The 26,339-nt window shown below is 67.3% G+C and carries 25 protein-coding genes; 8 read left to right on the forward strand and 17 right to left on the reverse strand.

Translation table 11 applies throughout. From position 1 onward, the window contains the following. Window positions 1–102: 102 nt before the first annotated feature. From HV681_RS06940 to HV681_RS06970, 7 genes are all read right to left on the reverse strand, one after another. Window positions 103–1,017: a LysR family transcriptional regulator gene (locus tag HV681_RS06940; RefSeq protein WP_175122372.1), complete on the reverse strand. Its 915-nt coding sequence runs from the start codon at window positions 1,015–1,017 to the stop codon at window positions 103–105. Window positions 1,018–1,042: 25 nt separating this feature from the next. After that, the gene (locus HV681_RS06945) at window positions 1,043–1,915 is read right to left on the reverse strand and encodes an amidohydrolase family protein (RefSeq protein WP_175122373.1); all 873 of its coding nucleotides are present in this window, start codon (window positions 1,913–1,915) and stop codon (window positions 1,043–1,045) included. 2 nt (window positions 1,916–1,917) lie between these two features. Beyond that, window positions 1,918–2,979 carry an isocitrate/isopropylmalate dehydrogenase family protein gene (locus tag HV681_RS06950; protein WP_175122374.1) on the reverse strand — a complete coding sequence of 354 codons (1,062 nt, stop codon included), beginning with the start codon at window positions 2,977–2,979 and terminating at the stop codon, window positions 1,918–1,920. A 33-nt stretch (window positions 2,980–3,012) separates the two neighbouring features. Continuing rightward, window positions 3,013–4,014 (reverse strand): Bug family tripartite tricarboxylate transporter substrate binding protein, encoded by a 1,002-nt coding sequence (locus HV681_RS06955; RefSeq protein WP_175122375.1) that lies wholly within the window; start codon window positions 4,012–4,014, stop codon window positions 3,013–3,015. A gap of 43 nt (window positions 4,015–4,057) precedes the next feature. Then, entirely contained in the window at window positions 4,058–5,047 is a 990-nt protein-coding gene (locus tag HV681_RS06960; protein ID WP_175122376.1) for a tripartite tricarboxylate transporter substrate binding protein, read from the reverse strand. A gap of 27 nt (window positions 5,048–5,074) precedes the next feature. Next, window positions 5,075–5,707, reverse strand: a complete 633-nt coding sequence (locus HV681_RS06965; RefSeq protein ID WP_175122377.1) for a GntR family transcriptional regulator — start codon at window positions 5,705–5,707, stop codon at window positions 5,075–5,077. An 88-nt stretch (window positions 5,708–5,795) separates the two neighbouring features. Continuing rightward, complete coding sequence (locus tag HV681_RS06970; protein ID WP_175122378.1) at window positions 5,796–6,695, reverse strand: LysR substrate-binding domain-containing protein; 900 nt, start codon at window positions 6,693–6,695, stop codon at window positions 5,796–5,798. A gap of 143 nt (window positions 6,696–6,838) precedes the next feature. On the opposite strand from HV681_RS06970, the gene HV681_RS06975 reads away from it, so the two are divergent. Next, complete coding sequence (locus tag HV681_RS06975) at window positions 6,839–7,816, forward strand: Bug family tripartite tricarboxylate transporter substrate binding protein (protein WP_175122379.1); 978 nt, start codon at window positions 6,839–6,841, stop codon at window positions 7,814–7,816. A gap of 83 nt (window positions 7,817–7,899) precedes the next feature. Further along, entirely contained in the window at window positions 7,900–9,309 is a 1,410-nt protein-coding gene (locus tag HV681_RS06980) for an amidase family protein (protein ID WP_175122380.1), read from the forward strand. An 18-nt stretch (window positions 9,310–9,327) separates the two neighbouring features. Here HV681_RS06980 and HV681_RS06985 read toward each other — a convergent pair whose 3' ends face one another. From HV681_RS06985 to HV681_RS07015, 7 genes are read right to left on the reverse strand one after another with little or no spacing between them, the layout of a single operon-like run. Continuing rightward, the gene (locus HV681_RS06985; RefSeq protein WP_175122381.1) at window positions 9,328–10,065 is read right to left on the reverse strand and encodes a carboxymuconolactone decarboxylase family protein; all 738 of its coding nucleotides are present in this window, start codon (window positions 10,063–10,065) and stop codon (window positions 9,328–9,330) included. Then, a complete protein-coding gene (locus tag HV681_RS06990) occupies window positions 10,053–11,234 on the reverse strand; it encodes an SDR family oxidoreductase (protein WP_175122382.1) in 1,182 nt (393 codons plus the stop codon). The genes HV681_RS06985 and HV681_RS06990 overlap by 13 nt, the downstream gene beginning before the upstream one ends. Continuing rightward, window positions 11,234–11,992: an SDR family NAD(P)-dependent oxidoreductase gene (locus HV681_RS06995; protein ID WP_175122383.1), complete on the reverse strand. Its 759-nt coding sequence runs from the start codon at window positions 11,990–11,992 to the stop codon at window positions 11,234–11,236. The genes HV681_RS06990 and HV681_RS06995 overlap by 1 nt, the downstream gene beginning before the upstream one ends. 9 nt (window positions 11,993–12,001) lie before the next feature. After that, window positions 12,002–12,946, reverse strand: a complete 945-nt coding sequence (locus HV681_RS07000; RefSeq protein ID WP_175122384.1) for an acyl-CoA dehydrogenase family protein — start codon at window positions 12,944–12,946, stop codon at window positions 12,002–12,004. Continuing rightward, window positions 12,943–14,148 (reverse strand): acyl-CoA dehydrogenase family protein, encoded by a 1,206-nt coding sequence (locus HV681_RS07005; RefSeq protein ID WP_175122385.1) that lies wholly within the window; start codon window positions 14,146–14,148, stop codon window positions 12,943–12,945. The genes HV681_RS07000 and HV681_RS07005 overlap by 4 nt, the downstream gene beginning before the upstream one ends. 8 nt (window positions 14,149–14,156) lie before the next feature. Beyond that, window positions 14,157–16,289, reverse strand: a complete 2,133-nt coding sequence (locus HV681_RS07010; RefSeq protein ID WP_175122386.1) for an acetate--CoA ligase family protein — start codon at window positions 16,287–16,289, stop codon at window positions 14,157–14,159. A gap of 2 nt (window positions 16,290–16,291) precedes the next feature. Next, window positions 16,292–17,062, reverse strand: a complete 771-nt coding sequence (locus HV681_RS07015; protein WP_175122387.1) for an enoyl-CoA hydratase/isomerase family protein — start codon at window positions 17,060–17,062, stop codon at window positions 16,292–16,294. A 277-nt stretch (window positions 17,063–17,339) separates the two neighbouring features. On the opposite strand from HV681_RS07015, the gene HV681_RS07020 reads away from it, so the two are divergent. Next, a complete protein-coding gene (locus HV681_RS07020) occupies window positions 17,340–18,224 on the forward strand; it encodes an SMP-30/gluconolactonase/LRE family protein (RefSeq protein WP_175122388.1) in 885 nt (294 codons plus the stop codon). A 14-nt stretch (window positions 18,225–18,238) separates the two neighbouring features. On the opposite strand, the gene HV681_RS07025 is transcribed toward HV681_RS07020, so the two are convergent. Next, window positions 18,239–19,180, reverse strand: a complete 942-nt coding sequence (locus HV681_RS07025) for a LysR family transcriptional regulator (protein WP_175122797.1) — start codon at window positions 19,178–19,180, stop codon at window positions 18,239–18,241. A 108-nt stretch (window positions 19,181–19,288) separates the two neighbouring features. On the opposite strand from HV681_RS07025, the gene HV681_RS07030 reads away from it, so the two are divergent. Then, window positions 19,289–20,353 (forward strand): LLM class flavin-dependent oxidoreductase, encoded by a 1,065-nt coding sequence (locus HV681_RS07030; protein ID WP_175122389.1) that lies wholly within the window; start codon window positions 19,289–19,291, stop codon window positions 20,351–20,353. Between the two features lie 11 nt (window positions 20,354–20,364). Further along, entirely contained in the window at window positions 20,365–21,162 is a 798-nt protein-coding gene (locus HV681_RS07035; RefSeq protein WP_175122390.1) for a flavin reductase family protein, read from the forward strand. 72 nt (window positions 21,163–21,234) lie between these two features. On the opposite strand, the gene HV681_RS07040 is transcribed toward HV681_RS07035, so the two are convergent. Both HV681_RS07040 and HV681_RS07045 read right to left on the reverse strand, forming a co-directional pair. After that, window positions 21,235–22,197, reverse strand: a complete 963-nt coding sequence (locus HV681_RS07040; RefSeq protein WP_175122391.1) for a tripartite tricarboxylate transporter substrate binding protein — start codon at window positions 22,195–22,197, stop codon at window positions 21,235–21,237. A gap of 259 nt (window positions 22,198–22,456) precedes the next feature. Beyond that, complete coding sequence (locus HV681_RS07045; RefSeq protein ID WP_239211271.1) at window positions 22,457–23,209, reverse strand: Crp/Fnr family transcriptional regulator; 753 nt, start codon at window positions 23,207–23,209, stop codon at window positions 22,457–22,459. 147 nt (window positions 23,210–23,356) lie between these two features. Between HV681_RS07045 and HV681_RS07050 the strand changes: the two genes are divergently transcribed. The 3 genes from HV681_RS07050 to HV681_RS07060 all read left to right on the forward strand — a co-directional run bounded on the left by HV681_RS07050 (window position 23,357) and on the right by HV681_RS07060 (window position 26,338). Beyond that, a complete protein-coding gene (locus HV681_RS07050; protein ID WP_175122799.1) occupies window positions 23,357–24,574 on the forward strand; it encodes an ABC transporter substrate-binding protein in 1,218 nt (405 codons plus the stop codon). Window positions 24,575–24,584: 10 nt separating this feature from the next. Next, entirely contained in the window at window positions 24,585–25,499 is a 915-nt protein-coding gene (locus HV681_RS07055) for a beta-keto acid cleavage family enzyme (RefSeq protein ID WP_175122392.1), read from the forward strand. 62 nt (window positions 25,500–25,561) lie between these two features. Then, window positions 25,562–26,338, forward strand: coding sequence for an SDR family oxidoreductase (locus HV681_RS07060; protein WP_175122393.1), 777 nt, complete (start codon window positions 25,562–25,564; stop codon window positions 26,336–26,338). Window position 26,339: the final 1 nt, after the last annotated feature.

The following is a 26,339-nucleotide window of genomic DNA, read 5'->3' on the forward strand; positions in this document are numbered from 1 at the left end:
GAGGAAATCGATAAATGCGCGCGGGCATGTAATTGGCGCGCGAATGCGGGCGCGAGGCATAGCTGCCGTCGCGCCCGCAGGCATGCTTTTGTTGGGGAGGCGTCAGTCCAGCGTGCGGGCCAGCGCCTGTACGGCGGGCTGCAGGTGTTCGCGCAGCAGCGCCAGGAATGCCTGCGCGGCCAGCGAATCGGTGGCGTCGCGGCGCCGTGCCAGACAGATGTCGCGCTCGTTGATCGGCAGCGTCAGCGGCACGGCTTTCAAGCCGGCCAGCCGGAACTGAAAGAGCGCCAAGGTGGGGGCGATGGTGACGCCCAGGCCAGCCGCGATGAATCCGGCTGCAGTCGACAGGCTGTTGACCTGATGCGAGCGCAGCCACTGCCGGGGATAGATGGCGGCATCCAGATGCTGGCGGATGCTGCTGTTGCTTTCGAATCCGATGATCGGATAGTCCAGCACGTCCTGCACCGACAGGCGGCGGCGCGTTGCCAGCGGATGGCTGGCGGGGCAGATGAAATGGAACGTGTCGCGCGCAAGCACCTCGATGTCGAGGTCAGTGCTGGGATAGGCGGCCGCGCACAGCGCGAAATCCACCTGGCGGTTGCGGACCATGTCGATGCATACCGTGCTGGCCACGTCCTGCACCTGCACGCTGATGCCGGGGTAATCCGCGGTGAAGCGGGCGATGAGACCGGGCAGGATGCCCGACGATATCGACGGCAGCGCGGCGAGCGCGACGCGGCCCTTGCGGCGCTCGACGTGGTCGCGCATTTCGGCCAGGGCACGCTCGGTCTCGGGCAGCAGGTGGGCGATGATGTTCTGAAAGGCTTCGCCCTCGGCGGTCAGTTCCACGTTGCGCGTGCTGCGCGAAAACAGCTTCACGCCGAGGTCGCTTTCCAGATTGGAGATCAACGCGCTGAACGCGCTCTGGGTCAGGCAGCAGTGCTCGGCCGCGCGCGTGAAACTGCGCAATGCCGCCAGGGCCGTGAAGGCCTTCATGTGGCGTAGCGAAAGATTCATGCGGCGGTCTCCGCTGCGCTAAGGACTAGAAACCATACAGCGCCGCGGGATTGGCCGCCAGCACCTGGCGCTGGAGTGCTGCGTCCGGCAGCCAGGATCCGATTTCGTGCAGCAGGCGGACGGCCGGGACGTCGCGATACGCGCTGATCTCGGTCGGAAGTTTGCCCGGCTCGCGATTCGTATGCGGCCAATCGCTGGCCCACAGTGCACGTTCCGGATTGCGATCGATAAAGGCGCGGGCCAGCGCGGTTATGCGCTGGGCTTCGCCGCCGTCATGAGGGTCCGCGCTAATGCGGTAGGACGCCGACAGCTTGACGTAGGCGGCGCCGCTGCCGACCAGGTCCAGCACCTGCAGGACACGGGGATCGTCCAGCGCAACCTGCGCCGGAATCATCGCGAAGTGATCCAGCACCACCGGGACCGGCAGCCGGGCCAGCGCGGGGGCGGCGCTGGCGATGGCGTCGAGCGAGGCGTAGACCTGGATGTGCCAGCCTTGCCCCGCCAGACGACCGGCCGACGCCGACAGCGCGCGGCTGACGGCGGCGGCGTCGCTGGCGCCCGTGCTTTCCAGGTTGACGCGGACGCCGCGGACACCGGCGTCGTGCAGGCGCGTGAGTTCGGTGTCGGCGACGTCGTCATCCGCCACGGCAACGCCGCGCGCCGCGCCGTCAAACGCCAGCAGGCTGTCGACGAGCAGGCGGTTGTCGCTGCCATAAATGCTGGGCTGCACGATGACGGCGTGGGCGAGGCCCAGCCGTTGCATGTGAGCGCGCAGCGCATCCGCTGACGCGGGGCCGGGCGTATAGTGCCGGTCCGCCAGCATGGGGTAGTCGGCCTGCGGCGCCACCACGTGGACGTGGCAGTCGCAGGCGCCGGCGGGTAGCTGCGGCGCCGTCATGGTCAGCCCACCTGCAGGCGCGTGACGAAGGCCGCGCCGGCTTCGCGCGTGCCCAGCTTGCCGCCGACGTCGCGTGTGCATTCCTGCGCGAGGATGGTGTCGGCGATGGTGGCCTCGATGGCGGCGGCGGCCTGCGTGAACGCAGCGTTACCGGTCTTCTGGCCGTGCCAGTTCAGCAGCATCGCGCCCGACAGGATCAGCGAGATCGGGTTGGCGATGTTCTGGCCGGCGATGTCGGGCGCCGAGCCGTGCGCGGCCTGGCCCATCGCGTAGTCGCGGCCGGCGTTCAGCGAGCCGCCCAGGCCCAGGCTGCCCGACAGTTCGGCGGTCAGGTCGGACAAAATGTCGCCGAACATGTTGGTGGTGACGACGACGTCGTAGCGCTGCGGCGCGCGCACCACGTGCGCCATCATGGCGTCGACGATTACGTCGTCCACGCGCACTTCCGGAAACTCCTGGGCGACCCGGCGGCACATTTCCAGGAACATGCCGTCGCCCAGCTTAAGCACGTTGGCCTTGTGCACCATCGTGACGTGCTTGCTCCGCGTCATGGCCAGCTCGAACGCCGTGCGCGCGATGCGCTCGCAGCACTGTCGGGTAATGCGGCGCAGCGACACGACGACGTCGGGCGTGATCAGCATTTCGCTGCCGCCGGACTCGACGTTGCGGTCGGCGTAGAAGCCTTCGGTGTTTTCGCGCACCACGACCAGATCGAATTCGCCCAAACGCGCCTGCATGCCGGGGTAGGTCCGCGCAGGGCGGATGTTGGCGTGCAGGTCGAGCTTCTTGCGAAAGTACATCGACGGATTGATCTCGCCGCGGGCCTCGTCCTTGAAGTCATACGTGGCCATGGGGCCGAGCATCAGGCCGTCGGCGGCCTTGACCTTTTCCAGGAGGGCGGGCGTGACGGTGGCGCCGTGCTTTTTCAGGCTGTCATGGCCCGCGATGTCGTGGTCGAACTGCAGATTCAGGCCGAAGCGGCGCGACGCGGCTTCAAGCACGTCGACGGCGACCGCCATGGTTTCGGGGCCGATGCCGTCGCCGGGGAGTACAACGATTTTCATGGGAGCGTTTTCCTGTGGGTTGATCGGCCGGGCTTATTCGACCTGGACCCCGGTGGCTTGCACCAGGTTTTGATACTTGGCGGCTTCGCTGTGCACGAAGGCCGTGAATTCCTGCGAAGTGTTCGGACGCACGGCGGCGCCGTCGCCTTCCAGCCGCGACTTGATCGCGGGCTCGGCCAGGATGGCGTTCAGCTTCGCGTTGAGCTGTTCGACCACCGCCGGGGGTGTCTGCGCGGGCGCGAAGACGCCGCCCCACAGACTGAATTGGAAGTCCGGCACGGCGGCCTCGCTGATGGTGGGGACGTTGGGCAGGATGCCCAGGCGCTCCCGCGAGGATACCGCCAGCGCCTTCAAGCGGCCGCTGTTGATGTGGGGCATGACGGCCGATGCGCTGGAAAAGAAGAAGTCGACGTGGCCGCCCAGCAGGTCGGACATGGCCTGGCCCGCGCCCTTGTAGGGCGCGTGGATCATGCGGGTTTGCGTGCCGAGCGCCAACGCGGCGGCGGCCAGGTGGCCGGGCGTGGCGGTGCCGGAGGACGCGTAGGCCAGGGCGTCCGGCTTGGCGCGGGCCGCGGCGATCAGCGCGGCCAGGTCCGCATAGGGCGACTTTTCCGGAACGGCCAGCACCAGCGGCGAATCGCCCACCAGAATCACCGGCGCGAACTCGCGCAGCGGGTCGTAGCCCAGCGACTTCATGGCGTAAGGGTTGACGGCGATTTCGCCGGTCTGTCCGAGCAGCAGCGTGTAGCCATCGGCCGGCGCGCGCAGCACGATGCGCGACCCCACGGCGCCCGACGCGCCGGGGCGGTTTTCGACAATGAAGGTCTGCTTGAATTCCGTGCCCAGGCGTTCGGCCAGGATGCGGGCGAAGACGTCGCCCTGGCCGCCGGGCGCGTAGGGCACGATCATCGTCACGGGCTTGGACGGGTAAGCGTCGGCCGCGCGCGCCGCGCCGGCCAAAAACAATGCCGTGCCGGCCGCCGCTCCTTGCAGTAGGCGGCGGCGCGCGGGGTTCAGGGGGAAAGAATGCTGCATGGTGTCTCCTTGTTGTCTCTGTGCCGTCGCGGCGCGCGGCAGCTCAATCCAGCGCCATGCCGGACTTCTTGACCACGCCTTGCCACATCTCCAGTTCGGCGGCCAGCGCCTTGCCGAAGTCGTTCGGAGACCCGCTGATGGCCTGCGCGCCTTCGTGCTTGAGGCGATCGGCCACCAGCGTGTCGGCGGCGGCCGCGTTGATGGACTGGTTCAGTTTGGCGACGACTTCAGGCGGCGTGCCGGCCGGCGCCAAAACGCCCCACCACGTCGTGATGTCGAAGTCGGGCACACCCGCCTCGGCCACGGTAGGCGTGTCGGGAAAGAGTGGCGAGCGCGTCTTGCCCGTGACGGCCAGCAGGTCCACGCGCTGGTCGCGCACCTGCGACAGAATGGTGGGCACCGTGGCGAAGAACACCTGGACGCGACCGGCCAGCAGATCGACGGTGGCCGGGCCGCTGCCCTTGTACGGCACGTGTGTCATGGCGGTGTTGGTCTTCTGCTTGAACAGTTCGCCGGCCAGATGGTTGATGCTGCCGTTGCCGGCCGAGCAGAAGTTCAGGTCGGCGTCCGGCTTGGCGGCGAGTTCGCGCAGGCCGGCGATGGAGGTCAGCTTCAGGTCCTTGGCCGTCACGACGAAGAGCGGCCCGCGGCCCAGCATGGCGATAGGCGCGAAGGACTTGCGCACGTCGTAGGTGGTGCTGATGCCGGCGGCGGCGTTGGTCACGAAGGTCGACGTGGCAAAGAGCAGCGTGTAGCCGTCGGGGCGCGCGTTGGCGACCAGCGCGGCGCCGATGGAGCCGCCACCGCCGCCGCGGTTTTCCACGACCACGGATTGGCCCAGCTTGTCGGCCAGCGTGCGTGCCATGTCGCGCGCAATGCTGTCGGTGCCGCCGCCCGCCGCAAACGGCACCACCAGCGTGATGGGCCGGCTGGGATAGGTGTCGGCGGACGCGGCCACCGGCGTGCAAAGCGCGGGCAAAAGAAGGGCCAGCCCCGCCAGCAGACGCTGCGGGGATACGTTGAACTGCTTCATCGACTTGTCTCCGATCGACGGCCGCGCTCAGCCCTGGCGCAGCATCTTTAGGCGTTCCAGCAGGGCCTGGTGAATGTGATGTTGGGCGGCGTCTTGCGCGCCTTGGACGTCGCGGGCGCGGATGGCGTCGACGATGGCCTGGTGTTCCTGGTTGGAGCGGCCGGCCCGCTCGGATGAGCTGAGCGTGCTGCGTCCCAGCAGATAGGTGGTCTCGGTCAGCGAATGCAGCGAGCGGATCAGGTAGCGGTTGTGCGCGGCGCTGTAGATGGCCTGGTGAAAGCGCAGGTTCTGCGCGACGGGGTCGCCGTTGTCGCCTTCGTCCAGGATGGCCTGCATGTTCGCGATCTCGGCGTCGGTGGCGTGGCGCGCGGCGAAGGCGGCGGCGGCGCCTTCCAGCACTTCGCGCATGGAATAGAGCTCGCCGACCTCCTGCTGGTCCATCGTGGTGACGACCAGTCCGCGGCCGGGCTCGTGCGTGATGAGTCCTTCGTCCTGGATGCGCTTGAGCGCCTCGCGCACCGGGGTGCGGCCCATTTCGAGCTGGTCGGCGACTTCCACTTCGCGCAGGCGGTGGCTGGGCGTGAACATGCCCACCAGGATGCGGCGCTTGATCTCGTTGTAGGCCGCAAAGGCCTGCGAATTGCTTTTCGGAATGGGCAAGATTGTCTCGGCGCGTTTTTTGTATATTTTTGCATACAAAAAAATGACGGGCAATCCGGCCCTTGAATTCAGGTTGTGTCGGCGCGCCTTACGCCATGGCCGCCACGCGCCGCCGGAACATATCCGCCATCGTGGCGGCCGCCAGCGAAAGCGGCGTGCCCTGCAGCGTCATGATGCCGATGCTGGCCACCGGCATCGGCACGTCCGCGCGGATGCGCCGGGCCTCGTCGCCATAGGGTTTGATGTCGAGCATGCCGGACGGGCAGATGATGAGCGCGTCGCTGCGGGTCATGAGGCTCCACATGACGCCGAAGGTGTCGCATTCGATCACGCGGGCGGGCTCGGGCAGGCCGTGCGCGCGCAGGCCGCGCAGGAAGGCTTCGGTATGGCTGCCGCCCGAGACGTTGAGCAGCCATTCGCTGCCGCGGATGTCTTCCCAGCGCCGCGCGCGCGCCAGCGGATGGCCCTTGCGGCAGGCAATCATGAATTCCAGCGGGCGCAGTTCTTCGAATTCAAATTCCTGGCCGCCAGCGCCGTCGTTCATGCGCGAGGCCAGCGCAAAATCCAGCGCGCCGTTGCGCAGGGCCGGCTGCACCGAGGCCAGCAGGCCTTCCGAGACCTTGACCTTCGCGGCCGGCATGCTGGCCCGGAATTCGGTCAGCACGTCGGGCAGCACGCTGAGCATGACCATGGGTGTCACGCCCACCGCCACTCGCGCTTGCGCACCGCTGAGCAATTGGCGGATGTCCTGGCGCGCCAGTGCGAGCTGCGCCTGCGCCAGGCGGGCCCGCACCGTCAGGTGTTCGCCGCATTCGGTGACGGCGATGCCCTTGGGGCTGCGCGTCAGGAGCGGCGCGTCCAGTTCGGCTTCGAGTTCCTTGATGGCCTTGGTCACGGCGGCCTGACTCAGGTGCAGGCTGCGGGCGGCGGCGCGGATGCTGCGCAGTTCAGCGACCTTCAGCCACGCCCGCAATTGATGGTCCTTCATGACGGTTTCCGGCTGACAACCTGGGGTAGTCACCTTAACAAAAATATAGCCTTACAGGCAGCGCGGACCATCCCTAAGCTGATCGTCGATCAGGCCCGGCAAGACCGAGAGGCCTGGCCCGAAAAGCGCTTCAGGAGAATGCCATGCCGATCTTTGCCCGCCGTGCCGTTTCCTTGTTTCTTGTCCTTGTGGCCGCCACTGCTGCCGGCGCCGCCCGCGCCGATTGGCCGGAACGGCCGATCAAGCTCATCGTTCCGTACGCCGCGGGCTCCGGTCCCGACGTGGTGTTGCGCCCGATTGCCGACGCGCTGGGCCGCGAACTGGGGCAGCCGGTCATCGTGGAAAACCGGGGCGGGGCGGGCGGCATCGTCGGCACGCAGGCCCTGGCGTCGGCGCCGCCCGATGGCTACACCATCGGCTTCGGCAACATCGTCACGCTGGCGATCAACAAGAGCATGTACGCCAAGCTGCCCTACGACCCGCAGCGCAGCCTGGCGCCCGTCAGTCTGGCCATCAGCAACGCGCTGGTGCTGATCGCCCGCAATGGCCTGCCGGCCAACAACGTGCAGGAGCTGGCCGCGTATGCCAAAAAGAATCCCGGCAAGGTCAGCGTGGGATCGCTGGGGGTCGGATCCAGCGCCCACCTGGCGGGCGAAATGCTCAAGAGCGAGACCGGCACCACCATGTTGCACGTGCCGTACAAGAGCGGCCAGCAGGCGGTTGTGGATCTGGCGGGCGGGCAGCTTGACGTGATGATCGACAACGTCGCCGGCGTTCTCCCCTTCATACGCTCTGGGCAGGTCAAGGTGCTGGGCGCCACCAGCCTGAAACGCGTGCCCGTGCTGCCGGACGTGCCGACGCTCGACGAGTCGGGCTTGAAGGGGTTCGAGGTGGTGTCGTGGGGCGGCATCGTCACGCCGGCGGGTGTGCCCAAGCCGGTGATCGATAAGCTGAATGCCGCAGTCGCCAAGGCGCTGCTGGACCCCGCGGTGCAGAAGCAGAACGAAACCCTGTCCGTCGACGCCACGCCGTCCACGCCCGAGCAGTTCGCCAGCCTGATCGCCGCCGAGATTCCGCGCTGGGCGGCGATGGTGAAGCAATCCGGCGCGTCCGCCGATTGAGCGCGCGTCGCAGGATGGGGCGGGCAGAACGCGTGCCGCGCAGCGGTTCCTGCACATCCGGTATTTCAGAATAGGGAGACAACATGACTAACGCACTCTGGCGCTGGAACGCGCTCGACCTGGCCCGCGCCATCCGCAACGGTGAAGTATCCAGCCGGGAGGCGGTGCAAAGCTGCCTGGACCGCGCCCAAGTCGTCAATCCAGCCTTCAACCCGCTGACGGAGACTTATGCCGATCAGGCGCTGCGCGCCGCGGATGCGGCCGACGCGGCGGTGCGCGGCAAGCAGGAGTTGGGCGCGCTGCATGGCGTGCCGGTCACGATCAAGGCCAACGCGGATCTGGCGGGCACGGCCACGACCAACGGCGTGACGGCCTACCGGGACCTCATCGCGCAGGAAAACAATCCGGCGGTCGACAACTGGCTTCGCGCGGGGGCGATCGTCATCGGTCGCACGAACGTCCCGGCGTTTTCCTGGCGCTGGTTCAGCGACAACGATCTGCACGGCCGCACCGTCAATCCGTTCGATGTGGCGCGAACGCCGGGCGGCTCCAGCGGCGGGGCGGCGGTGGCGGCCGCGCTGGGCGTCGGCCCGCTTGCGCATGGCAGCGACCAGGGCGGCTCGATCCGCTATCCCGCGTATGCGTGCGGCGTGGCAGGGCTGCGGCCCTCGCAGGGCAGGGTGCCCGCGTATAACGCGACCCAGCGCGCCGAGCGCCCGGTAGCCTCTCAGATGGCGGCCACGCAAGGGCCGTTGGCGCGTACCGTGGCGGATCTGCGCTTGGGGCTGGCGGCAATGTCGGGCGGCGACGCCCGCGATCCCTGGTGGGTGCCGGCGCCGCTAGAATTTCCTGACTTGAACAGCAGCCGTCGTGTCGCGCTGTTTGCGGGCACGGCGCAGCACAAGGCCGACGCTGCAGTCACCGACGCGCTGCAGCGCGCCGCCGGCTGGCTGCAGGACGCGGGCTACTTCGTCGAGGTTGCCGAGCCGCCGCAGTTCGACGCCGCGGCCGCGCTGTGGCTGGACGTGCTGATGAACGAAGCCGCCGGGTCCATGCAGCGCGAGATCGAACGCGCCGGCGACCGCGCCATCCAGAACGCGTACCAAAGCATGCTTGCGCACACGCCCCGCCGGGACAAGGACGGCTTCATCCAGGCGATGGCGATGCGCACGACGATCCTGCGCGAGTGGGGCCGCTTCTTTGAGCGCTATCCGGTCCTGTTGATGCCCGTGTCTTTCGCGCTGCCATTTCCGGTGGATCGGGATCAGCAGGGCGCGGACGTGATGGCGGACATCCTTCGGGCGCAGAGCCCGTTGATTTCAACGGCGATCCTGGGATTGCCGGGACTCTCCGTACCCGTTGGCCGCGCCGAGGGCGTGCCGGTTGGGGTGCAGTTGGTCGCCGGGCGCTTTCGCGAAGACCTGTGCCTGGCGGCCGGCGAGGTCATTGAGGCGCGGGCCGGGTGGTCGGTGCTGGACCAGCTGCACGTGTGAACGCGGCGCGTCCGCGTTTCAGCGGGACGCGGCGGTGTCTTGCAGACGCGCGTGGACGGTCGCGCCCAGCGCCGCGCCATGCACGGCCAGATGGGCGCCCAGTTGAATGGCTTGCAGGATCTCGCTGCGCGACAGGCCTCGTGCGAGCCCTTCACCGATGCACGCGCGCGTGTTTGCCATGTCGCCCTGCGTGAAGCACGCGTGCAAGGCGATGCGAATCAGCAAACGTTCCGTCTGCGACAGACCGCCGGCCGGCGCGCCGCCTTCCAGGAAGTCGAGCAGGACGGCGACATAGCCCCGGTCCTGCGCCGCCAGCCGCAACAGTCTGGGCGCCTGTTCCGGCCACAGCGCGGCGATGCGGGCGCGCAAGGGATCTTGCGCGTCCAGCGCCGGTAGCGGTGCGGCCTCGTGCAGCAGGTCGGCGGCCAGAAGGACCGCGCTCAACCCCTGCAGGGTCACCAGATGCAGCACCTCGAAGACGTCGGCATCCGTGGCGCCGGCCTCGCGCGCCATGCGCAGATGGGTGGCAAGTCCCGCTTCGTAAAGATGCGTGGCCGATGCGTCCAGCGCCACATAGATCAGTTCGACCATGCGCGGCGACAGCGGACCCGTGCTGGCGGGATGGCCCGCGTAGTCGGCATAGTGCGCGAGAAACCCCGGATTGGTGCGCAGCATCGCGTCCGTCCACGGCCGCCAATAGCCGCGCGCGGCGATGAAGCGCGCTTTGATCTCGTCCAGATCGCTTATTGGCTGCATAGCACCTGACCCGTGAGGTATTGCGCCTGCGCGCCCGCGACGAAGCGCAGCAGCGGCGCCAGCGCCTCGGGCGCGGCGCCCGGCGCAACCTGCACCGCGTTGATGCGGCGCGCCGCGGGGCCCCATTCGCAGGCCAGCGAGGCCACGAGCATCCGCGCCGCCGCGTGATCCCCGGCATGCTCCCACGCCAGGTCCTCGCCGCCGGGCAGCAGCAGCGTAAGGCTGGCGGGTCCGTCCAGGTCGAAGCGGCGCGCGGCATCCAGCACGGCCGCCAGGCGTTGCCCCGGCGGGCTGGATAGCACCGTGGCATCCAGCACGGCGGGATAGCCGTCGCCGGTCGCCTCGTCCCGTGGCGAGGGCCAATCGCCGCGCACGGTCAGCGACAAGGGCGCGTCGATTTGAATACGGTTTTCGGTCGCGGCCGGCGCATAGGTCTGGCTGCCGCCGTACACCGATGAGCCGCCATCCACGCACAGCAGACTGCCTGCCAGGGGCTTGGCCTGCGCACCCGCCGCAAAGACCAGCGCGCAGGCGATCTCGTCGGGATCGGCCAGCCGGCCCAGCGGAATCTTGGCGACCGCGCGCGCGGGGTCCAGGCGGCCGGATGCGATCAGGCCGTCCACCAGTTCCGTTTGCACATATCCCGGGCACAGCACGGTGACACAAAGTCCGGGGTCGGCCTGCGCCAGCGCGCGGCTTTGCGCGATCAGGCCGGCTTTGCTGGGGCTGTAGCCGCCGCGCCATGGGATGGCGCGCAGCCCCGCGCCCGAGGCCACGTTGACGACACGCGCTCCCGCGGCGAGGCAACCGCGCAGGGCGCTGACCACGCGCGCGGGCGCGTGCAGGTTCAGGTCCAGCAGCCGCTGCCAGTCCTCGTCCGTCTGGTCGACGGTGGGACGATTACTGCTGTCCGTCATGCCCGCGTTGTTGATGATGGCGTCCAGTCGCGGCATGCCGTCCGCCAGCGCCGCTATCTGCCCGGCATCGGTCAGGTCCGTCACGCAGGCAAGATGGTCGTCGCCTGCGAGGGCGGGCAGTTCCGCCTGCAGCGCGTGCAACGCCGGCGCGTTGCGATCGACCAGCACGCAGCGTTGGCCCGCAGCGGCCAGCCGGCGGGCCGTCGCCCGGCCGATGCCGCTGGCCGCGCCGGTGAGCAGGACGGTGTCCATCAGAGCGTCGTGAACGTGATGCCGCCGTCGACCACCAGCGCCTGCGCGGTGATGAAGCGCGCCTCGTCGCTGGCCAGGAACACGATGGCGTCGGCAATGTCGTCCACCGTGCCCAGACGGCCCATCGGCGTGCTTGCGACGCGGCGCGCATCGCGCTCGGCGTTGCGGTTGCGCTGCGTGCCTTCCGTGGGCACCGCTGACGGGCACACGGCGTTCACCCGGATGCGGCGCGCGCCCAGTTCGGCGGCCGCCGCGCGCGTCACGCCCAGCACGCCTGATTTGATGCCGGAGTACACCATCGAACTGGGGGCGGACTTGAGCGCCGCGGTCGACGCCACGTTGACGATGGCGCCGCCGCGTTCGGGGTCCATGACCTCGGCGGCGGCCTGGATGCCCCAGATCACGGCCTTGAAACCAATGTCCAGCATGCGTTCCAGCGTATCGGGCTGAATCTCCAGCACGCTCTGATAGCGGACCCAGGCCGCGTTGTTGACCAGGATGTCCAGGCGCGAGCCCTGTTCGGCGGCCTGTCGCACCGCTTGGCCGATACCTTCACGCGTGGCGACGTTCTGCACGACGGGGAAGGCCTTGCCGCCTTCGGCGGTGATGCCGGCGACGGCCTCGTCCACCAGCTCCTGCTTGAGGTCGTTGACGCCGACCGTGGCGCCGCGCGCGGCGAGCAGGCGCGCGGTGGCCCGGCCGATGCCGGCGCCCGCGCCGGTGACGAGCGCGACGCGCCCGGCGAGATCTTGTGCCATGGTGTCTTCCTATACCGATTGGATGAATGCGCGGCCGTTGCCGCTGGCCAGACCCGCGAAGGCGGCGTCCAGCTTGCGCACCGCGCGCAAGGCGCGATGCAGGGGCAGTTCCCACGTGAAGCCCATGCCGCCGTGCAGGTGGATGGCTTTCTCGATGACGAAAGCCGCGTTGGCGAGCGCGCCGGCCAGCGCGGGCTGCGTCTCGCGCGGCGCGCCGTATTCGTCGGCTTGCGTGGCGCGGCGGATCGCGGCGCTGGACACGTCCTGCAGCAGCCGCATGCGGGCCAGGAGGTGGCGCACGGCCTGCTTGGCCGACAGGGGGCGGCCGAACTGCACGCGGGTCGCCATGTACTCGGCCGCGGCCTGCAGGGCGCCTTCGGCGGCGCCGTTGGCGAACTCGGCAAGCAGCAGATGGGCCTGGCGCTGGAGCGCGTCCCAGGCCCGAGCATCCAAGCGCGCCAGTACGGGCGCGCCGTCCAGCGCGATCCACGCTTGCGGATGATCGGGATCGAGCGCCGCGTGTTCGTCGCGGGGCAGGGCGCTGGCATCGAGCAGCGTGGCGCCCTCGCCGTCAGTCACCAGCACCCAGTCCGCCGGGCCATTGTCCAGACGGGCATGGCCCGACTGCAGGCTGCCTTGCCACGCGATGCCGGCCAGGCGCTCGCCGGCGGCCAGCGCGGCGGCCTGCGGCGTGCCGGCCAGTGCGCTGGCAAGCAGGATCTGTTCGGGCAGCGGCAGTGGCAGGCGCAGGCGTCCGGCGGCGTGCGCGATCGGCAGCGCGAAATCGAGTGAGAGGCCCAGCCCGCCGTCTTCCTCGGCTGCCATCACGCCAGTCAGGCCGGCCTGCGCCAGCACCTGGGCCATGGCGCCGGCATCCGGGCGGGACAGGGCGTCGGTGATCGCGGCTTCGGCGGCCTGCGCGAATTCCTCGGGCCGCAGTTCTTCGTGGCTCATGTCAGGTCCTTGGGCAGATTCATGACGCGCTGCGCGATGACGTCCAGCTGCACTTCGGTGGTGCCGGCGTAGATCGTCTCGGCGCGCGAGAAGAGGTAGGCGGTGGTAAAGGCCTTCTGGGCGCGGCGCGCCAGGGGACTGGAGTGCGGGCCGACCTGCGACAGCAGAGACAGCGCCAGGCCGGCAAAGGCCTGGTGGCATTCCGACCAATAAAGTTTGGTCAGCGATCCGCGCGCGCCGATGGTCTCGCCACGCAGCATGCGCGCCACCGTGAGTTCAACCAGACCCTTCAATCCGTCGATTTCGCTGACCAGATCGCCGACGCGGCGCTGGACATAGCCGTCGTCGAGCGCGGACGCCAGTTGCGCATCGGACTTGCAGGCCGCAATGAGCTGGCGCAATTCGCACTCGAAGCGCCACGGGCGATACATGCGGTTGGTGGCGCGCTCGATGGACAGCACGCGGATGGCGGCGTTCCAGCCTTCGTCCGGCGCGCCCAGGCGTGCACTGTCGGGAACCACCACGTCGTCGAAGAACACCTCGGCAAAGGATTCCTTGCCGTCGATGGACTTGATGGGAACGACGCGGATGCCCGGCGTGTCCATCGGCACGGCGAACATCAGCAGGCCGCGATGCTTGTCGGCCACGGTGCCGGTGCGCGTCAGGAGCAGGCAGTAGTGCGCCTTGGCCGCGCCGCTGGTCCAGATCTTCTGGCCGTTGATGCGCCACGTGTCGCCTTCCTGAACGGCCTTGGTGCGCAGCCGTGCCAGATCCGAGCCGGCGTCCGGTTCTGAAAACCCCTGGCACCAGTACTGCCGCATCGCCAGAATCGCGGGCAGGAATTCCTGCTTCTGTTGCTCGGTGCCGACGGCCATGATGATCGGCCCGGCCAGTTCCTTGCCGATCGAACTGACGCTTTCCGGCATGGGCAGCGCGCCGATCTCCTTGTTCACCGCCAGGTGCTCGCGCAGCGTCAACCCGTGGCCGCCGTAGACCTTGGGCCACGTCATGCCGGCGAGTCCGGCCTGATACATCGCGGCCTCCCAGGCGCTGCTCTCGGCAAGCGTGGGCGCGCGCCAGTCCGGGCTGTCGGCGCGCATGAAATCTGGCAGGTTGGCGCGCAGCCAGGTGCGCGCATGCTGGCGGTAGACCTCGCGGCCTGCGCTCGGGTCAGGGACCGTGGCAAGTTGTTCGAATTGCATGGCTGTCCTCAATGGGAGGGCGCGGCGCGCGGGATCATCAGCGCGTCCAGGACGACCACGCCTTGGCCCTGCGGCCGGACCAGAATGGGGTTCATGTCGATCTCGGCGACGTCGTCGCGATGGCGGTACGCAAACGCCGACAGGCGCGCCACGCTACGCGCGGCGGCGGCGATGTCGGCCTTGGGCTGGCCCCGCGCGCCGTCCAGGATGGCAAACATCTTGAGCGAGCGGATCATTTCCGCGGCCTCGTCCTCTGTCACGGGCGCGGCCTGCACGGCCACGTCCTTCAGCACCTCGGCGTAGATGCCGCCCATGCCGACCATGACGATGGGGCCGAAGACGGGGTCTTGCGACACGCCGGCGATCAGTTCGGTACCGCCCGCGACCATCGGCGCGACCAGGACGCCATCGATGCGGGCGCCGGGCGCATGGTGCGCGACGTTGGCCAGGATGCGGGCGTGGGCGTCGCGCACGGCGTCGGCATCGGCCACGTTGAGCAGCACACCGCCGGCTTCCGTCTTGTGCGCGACGTCTTCGGAGGCGATCTTGAGCACGACGGGGTAGCCGATGGCCTCGGCCGCGCGCACCGCGTCGTCGGCACTGCGGGCGATGAATTCGCGCGGCACGTCGATGCCGGCGTTGCCCAGCGCCTGCTTGGCGTGGAATTCGTTGCGGAACACCGCGGGATCGACGGGTTCGGCGGCGGGCAGCGCCGTGTCGGCATAAGCGGCCGCGCGCAGCTTGCCCAGCTTCACCAGGCCCGACAGCCCCGTCGCCGCGGCGTCGATGCTGGAGAACACCGGAATGCCCAGCGCGTTGATCTGCTCGACGGCGTCGGCGGGGCCCTGGCTGATGACCATCAGCAGGCGGTCTGGATGGCTGGTGCGTACCTGGGCCAGCGCTTCCAGATAGATGCCGCGCAGCCGGGTGTTGTAGAGCGACAGCGACATGAACAGCGCCAGCGAACTGGCCGACGGATCGTCCAGCAGGGCCGTCAGCATCTTTAGCAGAATGTCGGGGCGGCTGGACATCTGGGCGGACGCGTCCACCGGATTGCCGGTGCTGGCCGTGGGCACGGCTTCCAGGATGCGCCGCTGGGTGTCGGGTGCGAGCGCGGGCAGCGCAAGGCCGGCGTCGCTCATGGCGTCGGCCATCATGATGCCGAAGCCGCCGGACGCGGCAACGAGCGTGACCGCGTCGTTGGCCGGCAGGCGGTCGGGCATGAGCAGCGAGGCCGCGTGTCCGATGTCGATCAACGCTTCAACAGAGCGCACGCGCAGCACGCCGTGCCGGCGGAAGACTGCGTCGATCACCGCGTCCGAGCCAGTAAGGGCGCCCGTATGCGAGGCGGCGGCCGCCTGGCCTTTTTCCGTGGAACCGATCTTCAGGATGATGACGGGCTTGCCCTTGCCGCGCGCAAGGCGCAACGCGTCGATGAGCTTTCCGGCATTCCGGCAAGTTTCCATGCAGCACAGGATGATGCGCGTGTCCGGATCCTCGGCCAGCGCGGCAATGCCGTCGGCGGCGTCCACATCCGCCTCGTTGCCGGTCGCGATGAAGCGGCTGACGCCCATGCCGCGCCGGGCGACGCTCTGCATGGTGTGGCTGCCCACGTTGCCGGACTGCGACACGATGCCCACGTGGCCGACCGGCGGCATGTTCTCTTCCAGCGCGATCGAAAAAGAGCCGATCAGGCGCTCGGCGACGTTGACGGTGCCCAGGCAATTCGGGCCCAGGACACGCATGCCGTGTTCGCTAGCGATCGCCACCAGTTCGGACTGTAGCGCCGCGCCTTGCGGACCGGCCTCGGTGAAGCCGGCCGACAGGACGATGGCGGCCTTCACGCCGCGCGCGCCGCAGTCGCGCAGCGCGGCAGGCGTGGCGGCGGCGGGCACGGCCAGGATGGCGAGTTCCGGCGCTGCCGGCGTGTCTTTCACCGATGTGTAGGCCGGTAGCCCCTGGATGGTGCCGCCCTTGGGGTTGATGGGATACACGGCGCCGCGGTAGCCATGCTTGATCAGCATGTGGACGGGGCGGCCGCCGATCTTGGTGACCTCATCGGAGGCGCCAATCACGGCGATGCCCGACGCCTGGAAAAAGGGGGCCAGCCCCGCACCGGGGCGTTGATTCTGCTGCGTCATGCTCAACGCCCCTTGAATTGCGGCTGGCGCTTTTCCAGGAACGCCATGCGGGCCTCGCGCGCGTCTTCGGTCTTGGCCAGCGCCATCGTGAAGTCCTGCTCGAAGCGATAGGCGTCGCGCTGCGGCATCAGGTCCACCATGTTGGCCGCGCGCTTGGCGTACAGCACGGCGAGCGGCGCCTTGGCGGCGATTTCGTGCGCCAGCGCCAACGCGGCGGGCAGCAGCTGATCGGGGGGCAGCACGTCTTCCAGCACGTTGCGGCGCAGCAGGTCGTGCGCGGTCAAACGCTGTCCGGTGTAGAACATGCGGCGCAGTGTCGAGCGCCCGAACAGCGTACGCAGCATGGAAGCGCCGCCGGCCAGGCCGACGTTGATCTCGGGCATGCCGAACGTGGCGTTATCGGACGCATACATGATGTCGCAGGCAGCCATGAGCCCAAGGCCGGCGCCCAGCGCCGCGCCGTTGACGGCGGCGATGACCGGCTTGGCGCACTCCTTGATGGCGTTGCCGGTCTCGCGGGTGATGCGGTTGTGTTCCAGAAAGTCGCCGGCAATGTCGGCGTTGGGGCGGTCCTTCAGGTCGGCGCCCGCGCAGAACACCGTGCCGTTGCCGGTCAACACCGCGCAGCGGATGTCCTCGCGCTCGGAGATCTCGTCGAAGATCGCCACGATGCGCCGCCGCATGTTGCGGTTCAGCGCGTTGACCGGCGCGTTGTTCAGGGTGACCAGGGCAACGCCATCGTTGACTTCGAACTTGACGGGGGTGTCGCTCATGCGCGCACCTCGTTCGACTGGGCATGGACAGTGGGGCGCCGGGCGCCGTGGGCGTGCTGCATGGAAGTCTCCTCGGGTCGGATCGACCTGTCTTGTCCGCAGTCCGTGCCGGGCGGCGCCGGACTTTTTTTTGATTTTAGGAAGGGGCTCCTGCGCGATCTACGCCAAAAACGGTGGTTGTGTTCTGCAGGAATGCCGCATATTCCCGCCCACGCCAAGCCGATACCATGGGGAAAAAAGTCGGCGGAAAGCCGGCTAATAAGGAGCGAGGCGGAAGATGCTGATTGAACAAATCGGGACGCTGCGCGCAGCCCTGGGCGAATGTCCGGTCTGGGATGCAGCGCGCGGGCTGCTGTGGATGGCGGATTGCCGCAAGGGGCTGATCCTGGCCGTGAACCCCGACTCTGGCAGCGTGCAACGCTGGCAGTTGCCTGCGCCGCTGGGTTCCTTTGCGTTCAACGGCGAGGACGAGCTGGTGGTGGCGCTGAAGGAGTCGTTTGCGCGCTTTTGGCCGGCGGACGGCAGCCTGCGGATGCTGGCCAGTATCGAGGACAGCCACCCGAATCTGCGGTTGAACGACGGCACGCCCCTGCCGGACGGCAGCTTCGTGGCGGGGACCATGCATATCTACCGCGAGGCCGGGGAGCCGCCGCTGGGCGGCCTGTACCGCCTTGATCCCGCCGGCCGCCTTGACCGCATCGACGCGGGGCTGGGGGTGGTCAACGGGCCGGCCCTGCATCCGGATGGCACGCACTTTTACGTGTGCGACAGTTCGGTGCGCAAGATCTACCGCTACCGCATGGACGCGCAGGGCAGATTGTCGGAACGCGACGTCTTCGTCGATACGGACGCGCTGGGGTCGGCGCCCGACGGCTGCTGTTTCGACCGCGACGGCGGGTTATGGACGGCGTTGGTGCATGCCGGCGCCATTGCCAGGTTCGACCGCGATGGAAAGCTGGATGTGCGCATCGACCTGCCGGTCGCGCATCCGGCGTCGCTGTGTTTTGGCGGGGACGGGCTGGCCGACCTGTACGTCACCTCCATCAGCGACAGCGGACGCCTGTCGGCGGACGGCCCGATGGATGGTGCACTGCTGCGCGTGCGCGGCACGAGTTATGCCGGCGCGCCGCGTCCGCATTGCCGGATCCGACCGCAAGCCTGAGGCCTGCCGGCGCGTCAGTCGCTGGCGGCCGGCTTGCCGTACGCCGCAAAGCGCAGTTCCGCGCCGGATACGTGCGAGGCCACGAAGTCCAGGAACAGCCGGATCTTCACGGGGATCATGGCGGTATCCAGGATGGTGGCGTACATGCCTTCTTCAAACGTCGTGTTGGTGACACGGTAATCGGGGCATAGCCGCACCAGCGTGCCGCGCTCGATGTCGTGGTGCACGGTGTAGTCGTCCAGCAGCGCAATGCCTTCGCCCAGCCGGGCCAGTTCCAGCAAGGCCACGCCGTTGTTGGTGACGTGCCGCGGCTTGATCAGCACCTCGTCGATGGCGTCGCCCTGCTTGAAGCGCCAGCAGGTCTGGTCGCCGGGCAGCAGATACGCCAGGCAGTCATGTTGCGCGATATCCGCGGGCCGCGTGGGGAGTTCGCGATTCGCCAGGTATGCCGGCGAGGCTACCAGGTAGCGTTCGCTCTTGAACAGGATGCGCCGCTTCAGGCCGGCCTCGACGGGCGGCGAGATGCGAAAGTCGATGTCGAAGTTATTGCGCCGCAGATCGGTTTTGGCTTCCGACAGCACGAGTTCGATGTGGATCTCGGGATAGGCCTCGCGGAATGCGGCGACCAGCTGCGGCAGCACGCCCAGGCCGAACATCATGCGCGAATGCACACGCAGGATGCCCTTGGGCGCGGCGCGGATTTCGGTGATGTTGCGGTGCGCCTCGTTGATGTTCCAGAGGATGGTTTCGAGCTGGCGCGCGTATTCCTGGCCCGCTTCGGTCAGCACCACCTGCCGTGTGGAACGCAGCAGGAGCTTCACGTTGAGCTCGTTTTCGAAGTCGGTGATCATGCGCGACACCGAGGTGGCGGAGATGCCGAACTGGCGCGCGGTTTCCGAGAAGCTCTCGGTCTTCGAGATCGACAGAAAGAGCTCCATTGCGCGCAGTCTGTCCATCATTCCTCCACTTTATGCAGCACAGAACGCCGCTTTTCTTGTATTCCAGCCCATGACTACCGGCCTCTAGAATTTCCTCAAGGATTCAAGCATCAATGAGGAGACACAATGGAATTCGGCGTATTCATTCTGGCGCAGCAACGAGGTTACCACCAGTCCTCCGCGCAAGTCATCAACAACTCCATCGAGCAGACGGTGGCGGCCGAGCAAGCCGGGTTCAACACGGCCTGGTACGCCGAGCACCACTTCAACAACTACTCGCTGTCGCCGTCGCCGCTCATGACGGTGGCGCATGCGGCCGCGAAGACCAGCCGCATCCGTCTGGGCACGGCGGTGTGCATTTTGCCGCTGTATCACCCAGCGCGTTTCCTGGCCGAGGTCGGCTTCGTGGATACGGTGTCCAACGGCCGCCTGGAACTGGGTGTGGGATCCGGGTATCAGCAGTTCGAGTTCGAGCGCTTCGGCGTGCAGCTGGAAGAGTCGGGCGCCATCTTCAATGAGTTCCTGGACGTCATCCCCAAGGGTCTGACGCAGAAGATCTTCGAGCATGACGGCAAGTTCCTGAAGATTCCGCCCAGCTCGATCGCGGTGCGCTGCATCCAGGATCCGATGCCGCCGCTGTGGATCACGTCGGGCAATCCCGTGACGCTGGGCCGCGGCGTGCGCGAAAACCACAACCTGTTCGTGACGGCGCTGCTCAAGGGCAACGACGCCATCGCCGAGCTGCGAGGCCGGCTGGAAAAGGTGGCGGACGACAATGGCAAGGACCTGGATCGCGATGTGAAGTTCGGCTTCCTGCGCTGCGGCTACGCGTCGGACAACAAAGCCGAGATCGACGCCTATCTGGATTGCGCGCGCTTCCAGCGCCGCATTTCCGAAAGCTTGAAGTTCCGCCGCGCGCAGAGCGACGACGGCTACATGGTCAAGGAAGTGCCTTCGGACACGGATCCTACCTTCGAGCAGCTGCGCAAGAACCTGCCGGTGGGGTCGGTCAATGAAGTCATCGACAAGATGCTGGAAGAGATCAGCATCCTGCGGCCCAAGCACATCGCGCTGCAAACGCAGCTTGGCGATTTCGACCAGAAGACGATGCTCAAGCAGATCGAACTCTGGGGCGACAAGATCATTCCCGCGATCCGCAAGGAAGTTGGCAGTACGACCGTCCTTGCCTGAAGGAGTCCAACATGCGTATCTACTTGAGCAATGCCGGCGCGATTGCGCTGCGCGACGCGGCGGACTTCGGCCGCCTGGATGTCATGGCGGATCCGCAGCCCGCGGATAGGCTCGAACGTGCGATCGCCCGCATTGGCCGGCGCGAGGACGAACGGCACGTGCGGCTGTCGCCGTCGGTGTTGCGCTTCCTGTCGCAGCACGCGGGCGATCCAGCTTGGGAAGCCAGCTTCTCGAAGATGGTGGATTACGCAGCGCGGCATGGATGGGTCGATGAACGCGGCGATATCCGCGCGCACATGGTGGTCAATGATTGCGACGAGGTGGTGTCGGTCGATGACTTCAAGGCGGCGATGCGCTCGCTGCCGGCGGGCATCAGCGCCGTCAGCACGGGCGACGGGGCCGATATGGCGGGGATGATCGTTTCCAGCCTCACGTCGATTTCCGCCGATCCGCCCATGGTCGGGTTCTTTGTGCAGCAGACCGCGTCGGCGCATGCGCCGCTGCTGCGAAACGGCCGCTTCGTTGCCAACATCCTGGGAGAAGGCCATGGCGAAGTGATCGAGGCCTTTATGAAGAACCCTCAGGGCAGGGCGCGGTTCGCCCAAGGCGGTTGGGTGATGAACGAACATGGCGCGCCTGTGCTGCCCGATGCGCTGGCCAGCATCGAGTGCGACATCGTCTGCACCGAGAAACTGGGCACGCATGATCTCATCGTGGGCAAGATCCGCAGGACCGCCTGCCGGGAGGCTCGCCCGGTGATCAACTTCCAGTCCGCCACGCACGGCATCGCGCCGGCGCAGATCCAATGAGCGAATGACCGCATCAGCCTGAACAGACAAGCCCGCCAAATTGGCGGGCTTGTCATTGGGAGAAGGGCTGGCTCAATCGAGAACGATGTGGTTTTCCTGGATGACCTTGCCCCAATATTGCCGGTCGGCGTCCAGTTGCGCTTCCAGTGCCTGCGGGCCGCCGGCCTTCTCGGTCTGGCCGTTGGCTACGAGCAGCTTTCGGAAGCTCTCGGATTGGACGGTCTTGATGGCGGCCGCGGAATAGGCCTCTATGATCGCGTCGGGCGTTCCCTTGGGCGCGTGCAACGCCGTCCAATAGCTGGCCTTGAGCTGGGGATAACCCAATTCCGTCACGCAGGGCACTTCCGGCAGGGCCGGATCGCGCTGGTCGGTTGTCAGCGCCAGGATCTTCACCGCGCCCGCCTTCTGGTGGTCGGCCAGCGCGATGGGCGTCATGTAGGAGAGGTCGTTGCGCCCGGTGATGAGGTCGATCAGGCTGGTGGGCGTGCTCTTGTAGGGCACGGCGGTCAGCGGGATGCCCAGCGTCTTGGACATGATCAGCCCGTACAGATCGGTGACGCTGCCGGGGCCTAGCGATCCGTAGGTGAGCGCGCGATTCTCTTTCTTTGCATAGGCCACCAGCTCCGCGAGGGAATTGACACCCATCTTCGCGGGCACGGTGATCGTGAGCGGGCCGTCGAACATCATGGCGACGGACTTGAAGCTGTCGAAGCCATAGTTCAGGCTGGGGCGCAGCAGGATGTTCAGCGATAGGGGGCCGGAGCCGCCCATCAGCAGCATGCTGCCGTCGGCGGGCGCGCGTGCGACCTGCGATGCGCCGATGATGCCGTTGGCGCCAGGCTTGTTCTCAACGATGAAGTTCATGCCCAGCTCGGCGCCCATGCCTTCGGCCAGGAGGCGCGCGAAATTGTCGTTGGGGCCGCCCGCGGCATAGGGCACGATCAGGGTCACGGGCTTGGCCGCGGCCAGCACCGGGCGGGCAAACATCATGAGGGTGCCGGCCGCGATGAAGCCGCGGCGCGTGAGCTTGCGCATCTGTCTCTCTCCAGGTTCCCGTCGCCATGCGGGGACCGTGCCTTCCGCAGGCCGGTTTCTTGTGTTTTGACGCTGGCGGCTGGGTTGACCGGAATCAGACTTCCGGCCAGGGGTTGTCTCATACGCCGATGATAATTTTTATCCGACCGGCCGATTACCCCATCGATCTGCAGAACAGTTCTGCGAAGCAAGAAAGATTGCGCTGTGCCGCGGCGTTGCCGTTCGTGTCAGCGCCGCGTGAGCGGCGGCAGCCCGGGCATTATGCCGGATTGCGGCTGATCTTTGCGCACCGGTACAACGCCTCCTTGTCCAGCACCGTCAACCCGCCGTAATGCGTTTGCAGTACGCCTTCGCGCGCCAGGCGGGTCAGCGCGGTGTTGCAGCGCTGGCGCGAGACGCCGCATAAGCCCGCGATCTCTTCCTGCGAGATCCGCAACCGGCCCTTCGTGCCCGAATGGACCTCGGCGTCCAGTTGCGCCGCAACGGCGCGCGCCACCGTGGTGTCGACGTCGAGCAGCACGTTGCCCGTGTAGCAGCCCATCAGCCAGTTCACCCGTTGCGCCAGATGCGTCATCAGCGCCTTGGTGAATTCGATGTTGTTGTTCCAGAGGCGTTCGCAGGTGTCGCGCGGCAGGATCACGATGCGGCTGGGGCGCAAGGCGACGACTTCGTATTCGAAGCGTTCGCGGCGGATCATGGTGGCTTCGCCGAACCAGCTTCCCGTGCTGAATCCGGCCAGCGACAACGTGCGGCCATCGGTGCCAGGGGACGACCACTTCACCAGGCCTTCGACCACGCCATACCACCCGGGCGAGCGGGACCCCGCGCGAAACAGGTATTCGCCCGTCGCCAGCGACACCGTCCGCAGTTCGGCGCGCACCACATCGCGCTCGAGTTCGGGCAGACCCTTGTACCAGGGCACCACGTCGAGCATCTTGTCCACGGCACTGCGCGCCGGCCTGCGATTCACGGCGGACGCGTCGTTGCCCGCCAGGGCAGGCGGTTCACGCATGTTCATTCCCTGTCTGGAGGTGGAATGCGGCCCAGGTAAACCCTAGGGTTCTTTGTCAACATGATGACTGTCCGCAGGGGCAGCCGGACCGCAGAATGTTTGACGCCCACGGGCCAAAAACCATAAGAGGAGACCGGTATGTTGTCAATGCCACGCCTGCTGTCCGCCACCGCCATTGCCGGCGCCATTTCCGCCACGCTGCTGCCCGCCACGGCCGCACAGGCGCAAGTGTCCGACGACGTGATCCGCATCGGGTTCATCACCGACATGTCCGGCGTCTACTCGGGGCCGGATGGTCCTGGCGGCGCCGAAGCCATCAAGATGGCGATCGAGGAAATGGGCGGGCAGATCAACGGCAAGAAGATCGAGCTTTTGACCGCGGACCACCAGAACAAGGCTGACGTGGCGTCGGCCAAGGCGCGCGAATGGTTTGACCAGCGCGGCCTGGACATGCTGATCGGCGGCACCAATTCAAGCACGGCGCTGGCCATGTCGAAGGTAGCCGCGGACAAGAAAAAGCCGATCATCGTTGTCGGCGCCGGCGCGCCCGCGCTGACCAACGAGCAATGCACGCCCTACACGCTGAACTATGCCTACGACACCGTGGCGCAGGCGCGCGGCACGGGCGCGGCGGTGGCCAAGGCGGGCGGCAAGAGCTGGTATTTCCTGACGGCCGACTACGCTTTCGGGCACGCGCTGCAGGCCGACACCACCAAGGTGGTTGAGTCCGGCGGCGGCAAGGTCGTGGGCAGCGTGAAGCATCCGCTGGCCGCCAGCGATTTCTCGTCGTTCCTGTTGCAGGCGCAAAGCAGCAAGGCCGAGATCCTGGCGCTGGCCAATGCCGGCGCGGACGCGACCAATTCAATCAAGGCCGCCAACGAGTTCGGCATCACCAAGTCGATGAAACTGGCGGGCATGATCATGTTCATCAACGACATCCACGCCATGGGCCTGCCGGCCGCGCAGGGGATGTACCTGACCGACAGCTGGTACTGGAATGCGTCGGACGAGACGCGCGCCTGGAGCCGCAAGTTCTACGACCGACGCCAGGCCATGCCGTCGTCGCTGCAGGCGGCCGATTATTCGGCGGCATTGCAGTACCTGCGCGCGGTCAAGGCAACCGGCACGGACGACGCCGACAAGGTGCTGGCTTACTTGCGGGACAACAAGCTGAACGACATGTACATAAAGGACGGCGTGGTGCGTCCCGATGGCCGCGTCGTGCATGACATGTACCTGCTGCAGGTCAAGAGCCCGGACCAGTCGAAGGAGCCGTGGGATTACTTCACGGTGGTGCAGGCCATCGACGGCAACGAGGCCTTCACGAAGCAGTCCGAAAGCCGCTGCGCGCTGTGGAAATCCTAGGAGAACTCGCATGGCCAAACGCAAAGTCATCGTGACCATTGCCCCGACCGGGGGCATGGCCCTGAAAAGCCAGAATCCGCACCTGCCGACGCAGCCCGCGGAGATCGCGGAGGATGTCTACCGCTGCTATAACGCGGGCGCCAGCGTGGTGGCGCTGCATGCGCGGCGTGCGGATGATCTGGCGACGTGCGACGCCGCCGTCTACCGGAAGATGAACCAGCTGATTCGCGAGCGCTGCGACATCGTGCTGAACAACTCCACGGGCGGTGGGGTGCATGGCGACATGGTCGGCGAGACCTCGCCCGGCACGTGGGAGATTCTGTGGGAGGAGCGTCTGAAGGGCATGGACGCGGGCGCGGAGATGTGCACGCTGGACGCCACCACGCTGAATCTGGCGTTCGGCGACCGCGACTACCTGATGAACACGCCGCTCAGCAAAGGGCGCGAGCTGGCCGCCGGCATGAAGGCGCGCGGCATCAAGCCCGAGTGGGAGGTGTTCAGTCCGACGCACATCCTGCAGGACGTGACGACGCTGATCAACGAGGACCTGGACGAAGGCCCGCACTTCATCAACCTGGTCATGAACGTGCATCGCAACTTCCAGAACGCCATGCCGTTTTCGCCGCGGCATCTGCAGATGATGGTGGACCTGCTGCCCAAGAACAGCGTCTTCTGCGTCAGTGGCATCGGGCCGTCGCAGTTGGAGGCCAACATCAGCGCGCTGCTGCTGGGCGGCCACGCGCGGGTCGGGCTGGAGGACAACCTGTATTACCGGCATGGCGAACTGGCCACCAATGTGCAGTTGACGGAGCGCATCGTGCGCATCATCCGCGAAATGGACATGGAGCCGGCCACGCCCGCCGAGGCGCGCGAGATCATGGGCCTGCCGCTGAAAAGCGGCATCCGTCCCGAGTTCGCGCTGTGACGTAACCGTCTGACGGTGCGGCTCGGAAGCCGCGCCGTCGCTTCTCATCATCGGAAAAGGACATGACCGAATCATTGAAAGGCGCCCGCGTGCTGGTCACCGCGGGCGCGCAGGGAATCGGACTGGCGATCGCGCGCAGGTTTGTGGATGCGGGCGCCGACGTGCATATCTGCGACGTGGACGAAGGGGCGCTCAAGGCGGCGCAAGAAAGCTTGCCCGCGTTGAGCGTCAGCCGGACGGACGTGTCTGATGAGACGCAGGTGCTGGCGATGTTCGAGGCGCTGGGCGCGCGGTGGGGCGCCTTGGATGTGCTGGTCAACAATGCGGGCGTGTCCGGGCCGACCAGCCGGCTCGAGGACACGACGCTGGACGCCTGGCGCACCACGCTGGATGTCAACCTGACCGGCACGTTCCTGTGCGCGCGCAGCGCGGTGCCGCTGCTGCGGGCCGCGGGCGGCGGCGCCATCGTCAATATCTCGTCCGTGGCGGGGCGCCTGGGCTTTTCTTTGCGTTCGCCTTACAGCGCCAGCAAGTTCGGGCTGGCCGGGCTGACCCAGACCTGGGCGATGGAGCTGGGGCCGTCGAACATCCGCGTCAATTCGGTGCTGCCGGGCGTGGTGTCGGGCGACCGCGTCGAGCGCATCATCGCCGCCCGCGCCGAGGCCGGCGGGGTCAGCAACGATACGATGCGTGAGCAGCTTGTGGAAAAGGTGTCGCTGCGCCGCATGACGCGTCCGGAAGATGTGGCGAATCAGGTGGTGTTCCTGTGCTCGGAGCAAGGGGCGATGATCAGCGGGCAGAGCATTTCGGTGTGCGGGAATGTGGAGTATCTGGGATGAG

Origin of the sequence: Achromobacter animicus, assembly GCF_902859585.1 — a bacterium.
Classification (GTDB): domain Bacteria; phylum Pseudomonadota; class Gammaproteobacteria; order Burkholderiales; family Burkholderiaceae_B; genus Achromobacter; species Achromobacter animicus.

What these genes read in the sequence shown, in the direction of transcription:
- HV681_RS06940 (WP_175122372.1), bottom strand. Translation starts at nt 1,017, where the DNA reads ATGAATCTTTCGCTACGCCACATGAAGGCCTTCACGGCCCTGGCGGCA.
- HV681_RS06945 (WP_175122373.1), bottom strand. Translation starts at nt 1,915, where the DNA reads ATGACGGCGCCGCAGCTACCCGCCGGCGCCTGCGACTGCCACGTCCAC.
- HV681_RS06950 (WP_175122374.1), bottom strand. Translation starts at nt 2,979, where the DNA reads ATGAAAATCGTTGTACTCCCCGGCGACGGCATCGGCCCCGAAACCATG.
- HV681_RS06955 (WP_175122375.1), bottom strand. Translation starts at nt 4,014, where the DNA reads ATGCAGCATTCTTTCCCCCTGAACCCCGCGCGCCGCCGCCTACTGCAA.
- HV681_RS06960 (WP_175122376.1), bottom strand. Translation starts at nt 5,047, where the DNA reads ATGAAGCAGTTCAACGTATCCCCGCAGCGTCTGCTGGCGGGGCTGGCC.
- HV681_RS06970 (WP_175122378.1), bottom strand. Translation starts at nt 6,695, where the DNA reads ATGAAGGACCATCAATTGCGGGCGTGGCTGAAGGTCGCTGAACTGCGC.
- HV681_RS06975 (WP_175122379.1), top strand. Translation starts at nt 6,839, where the DNA reads ATGCCGATCTTTGCCCGCCGTGCCGTTTCCTTGTTTCTTGTCCTTGTG.
- HV681_RS06980 (WP_175122380.1), top strand. Translation starts at nt 7,900, where the DNA reads ATGACTAACGCACTCTGGCGCTGGAACGCGCTCGACCTGGCCCGCGCC.
- HV681_RS06985 (WP_175122381.1), bottom strand. Translation starts at nt 10,065, where the DNA reads ATGCAGCCAATAAGCGATCTGGACGAGATCAAAGCGCGCTTCATCGCC.
- HV681_RS06990 (WP_175122382.1), bottom strand. Translation starts at nt 11,234, where the DNA reads ATGGACACCGTCCTGCTCACCGGCGCGGCCAGCGGCATCGGCCGGGCG.
- HV681_RS06995 (WP_175122383.1), bottom strand. Translation starts at nt 11,992, where the DNA reads ATGGCACAAGATCTCGCCGGGCGCGTCGCGCTCGTCACCGGCGCGGGC.
- HV681_RS07000 (WP_175122384.1), bottom strand. Translation starts at nt 12,946, where the DNA reads ATGAGCCACGAAGAACTGCGGCCCGAGGAATTCGCGCAGGCCGCCGAA.
- HV681_RS07005 (WP_175122385.1), bottom strand. Translation starts at nt 14,148, where the DNA reads ATGCAATTCGAACAACTTGCCACGGTCCCTGACCCGAGCGCAGGCCGC.
- HV681_RS07010 (WP_175122386.1), bottom strand. Translation starts at nt 16,289, where the DNA reads ATGACGCAGCAGAATCAACGCCCCGGTGCGGGGCTGGCCCCCTTTTTC.
- HV681_RS07015 (WP_175122387.1), bottom strand. Translation starts at nt 17,062, where the DNA reads ATGAGCGACACCCCCGTCAAGTTCGAAGTCAACGATGGCGTTGCCCTG.
- HV681_RS07020 (WP_175122388.1), top strand. Translation starts at nt 17,340, where the DNA reads ATGCTGATTGAACAAATCGGGACGCTGCGCGCAGCCCTGGGCGAATGT.
- HV681_RS07025 (WP_175122797.1), bottom strand. Translation starts at nt 19,180, where the DNA reads ATGGACAGACTGCGCGCAATGGAGCTCTTTCTGTCGATCTCGAAGACC.
- HV681_RS07030 (WP_175122389.1), top strand. Translation starts at nt 19,289, where the DNA reads ATGGAATTCGGCGTATTCATTCTGGCGCAGCAACGAGGTTACCACCAG.
- HV681_RS07035 (WP_175122390.1), top strand. Translation starts at nt 20,365, where the DNA reads ATGCGTATCTACTTGAGCAATGCCGGCGCGATTGCGCTGCGCGACGCG.
- HV681_RS07040 (WP_175122391.1), bottom strand. Translation starts at nt 22,197, where the DNA reads ATGCGCAAGCTCACGCGCCGCGGCTTCATCGCGGCCGGCACCCTCATG.
- HV681_RS07045 (WP_239211271.1), bottom strand. Translation starts at nt 23,209, where the DNA reads ATGCGTGAACCGCCTGCCCTGGCGGGCAACGACGCGTCCGCCGTGAAT.
- HV681_RS07050 (WP_175122799.1), top strand. Translation starts at nt 23,357, where the DNA reads ATGCCACGCCTGCTGTCCGCCACCGCCATTGCCGGCGCCATTTCCGCC.
- HV681_RS07055 (WP_175122392.1), top strand. Translation starts at nt 24,585, where the DNA reads ATGGCCAAACGCAAAGTCATCGTGACCATTGCCCCGACCGGGGGCATG.
- HV681_RS07060 (WP_175122393.1), top strand. Translation starts at nt 25,562, where the DNA reads ATGACCGAATCATTGAAAGGCGCCCGCGTGCTGGTCACCGCGGGCGCG.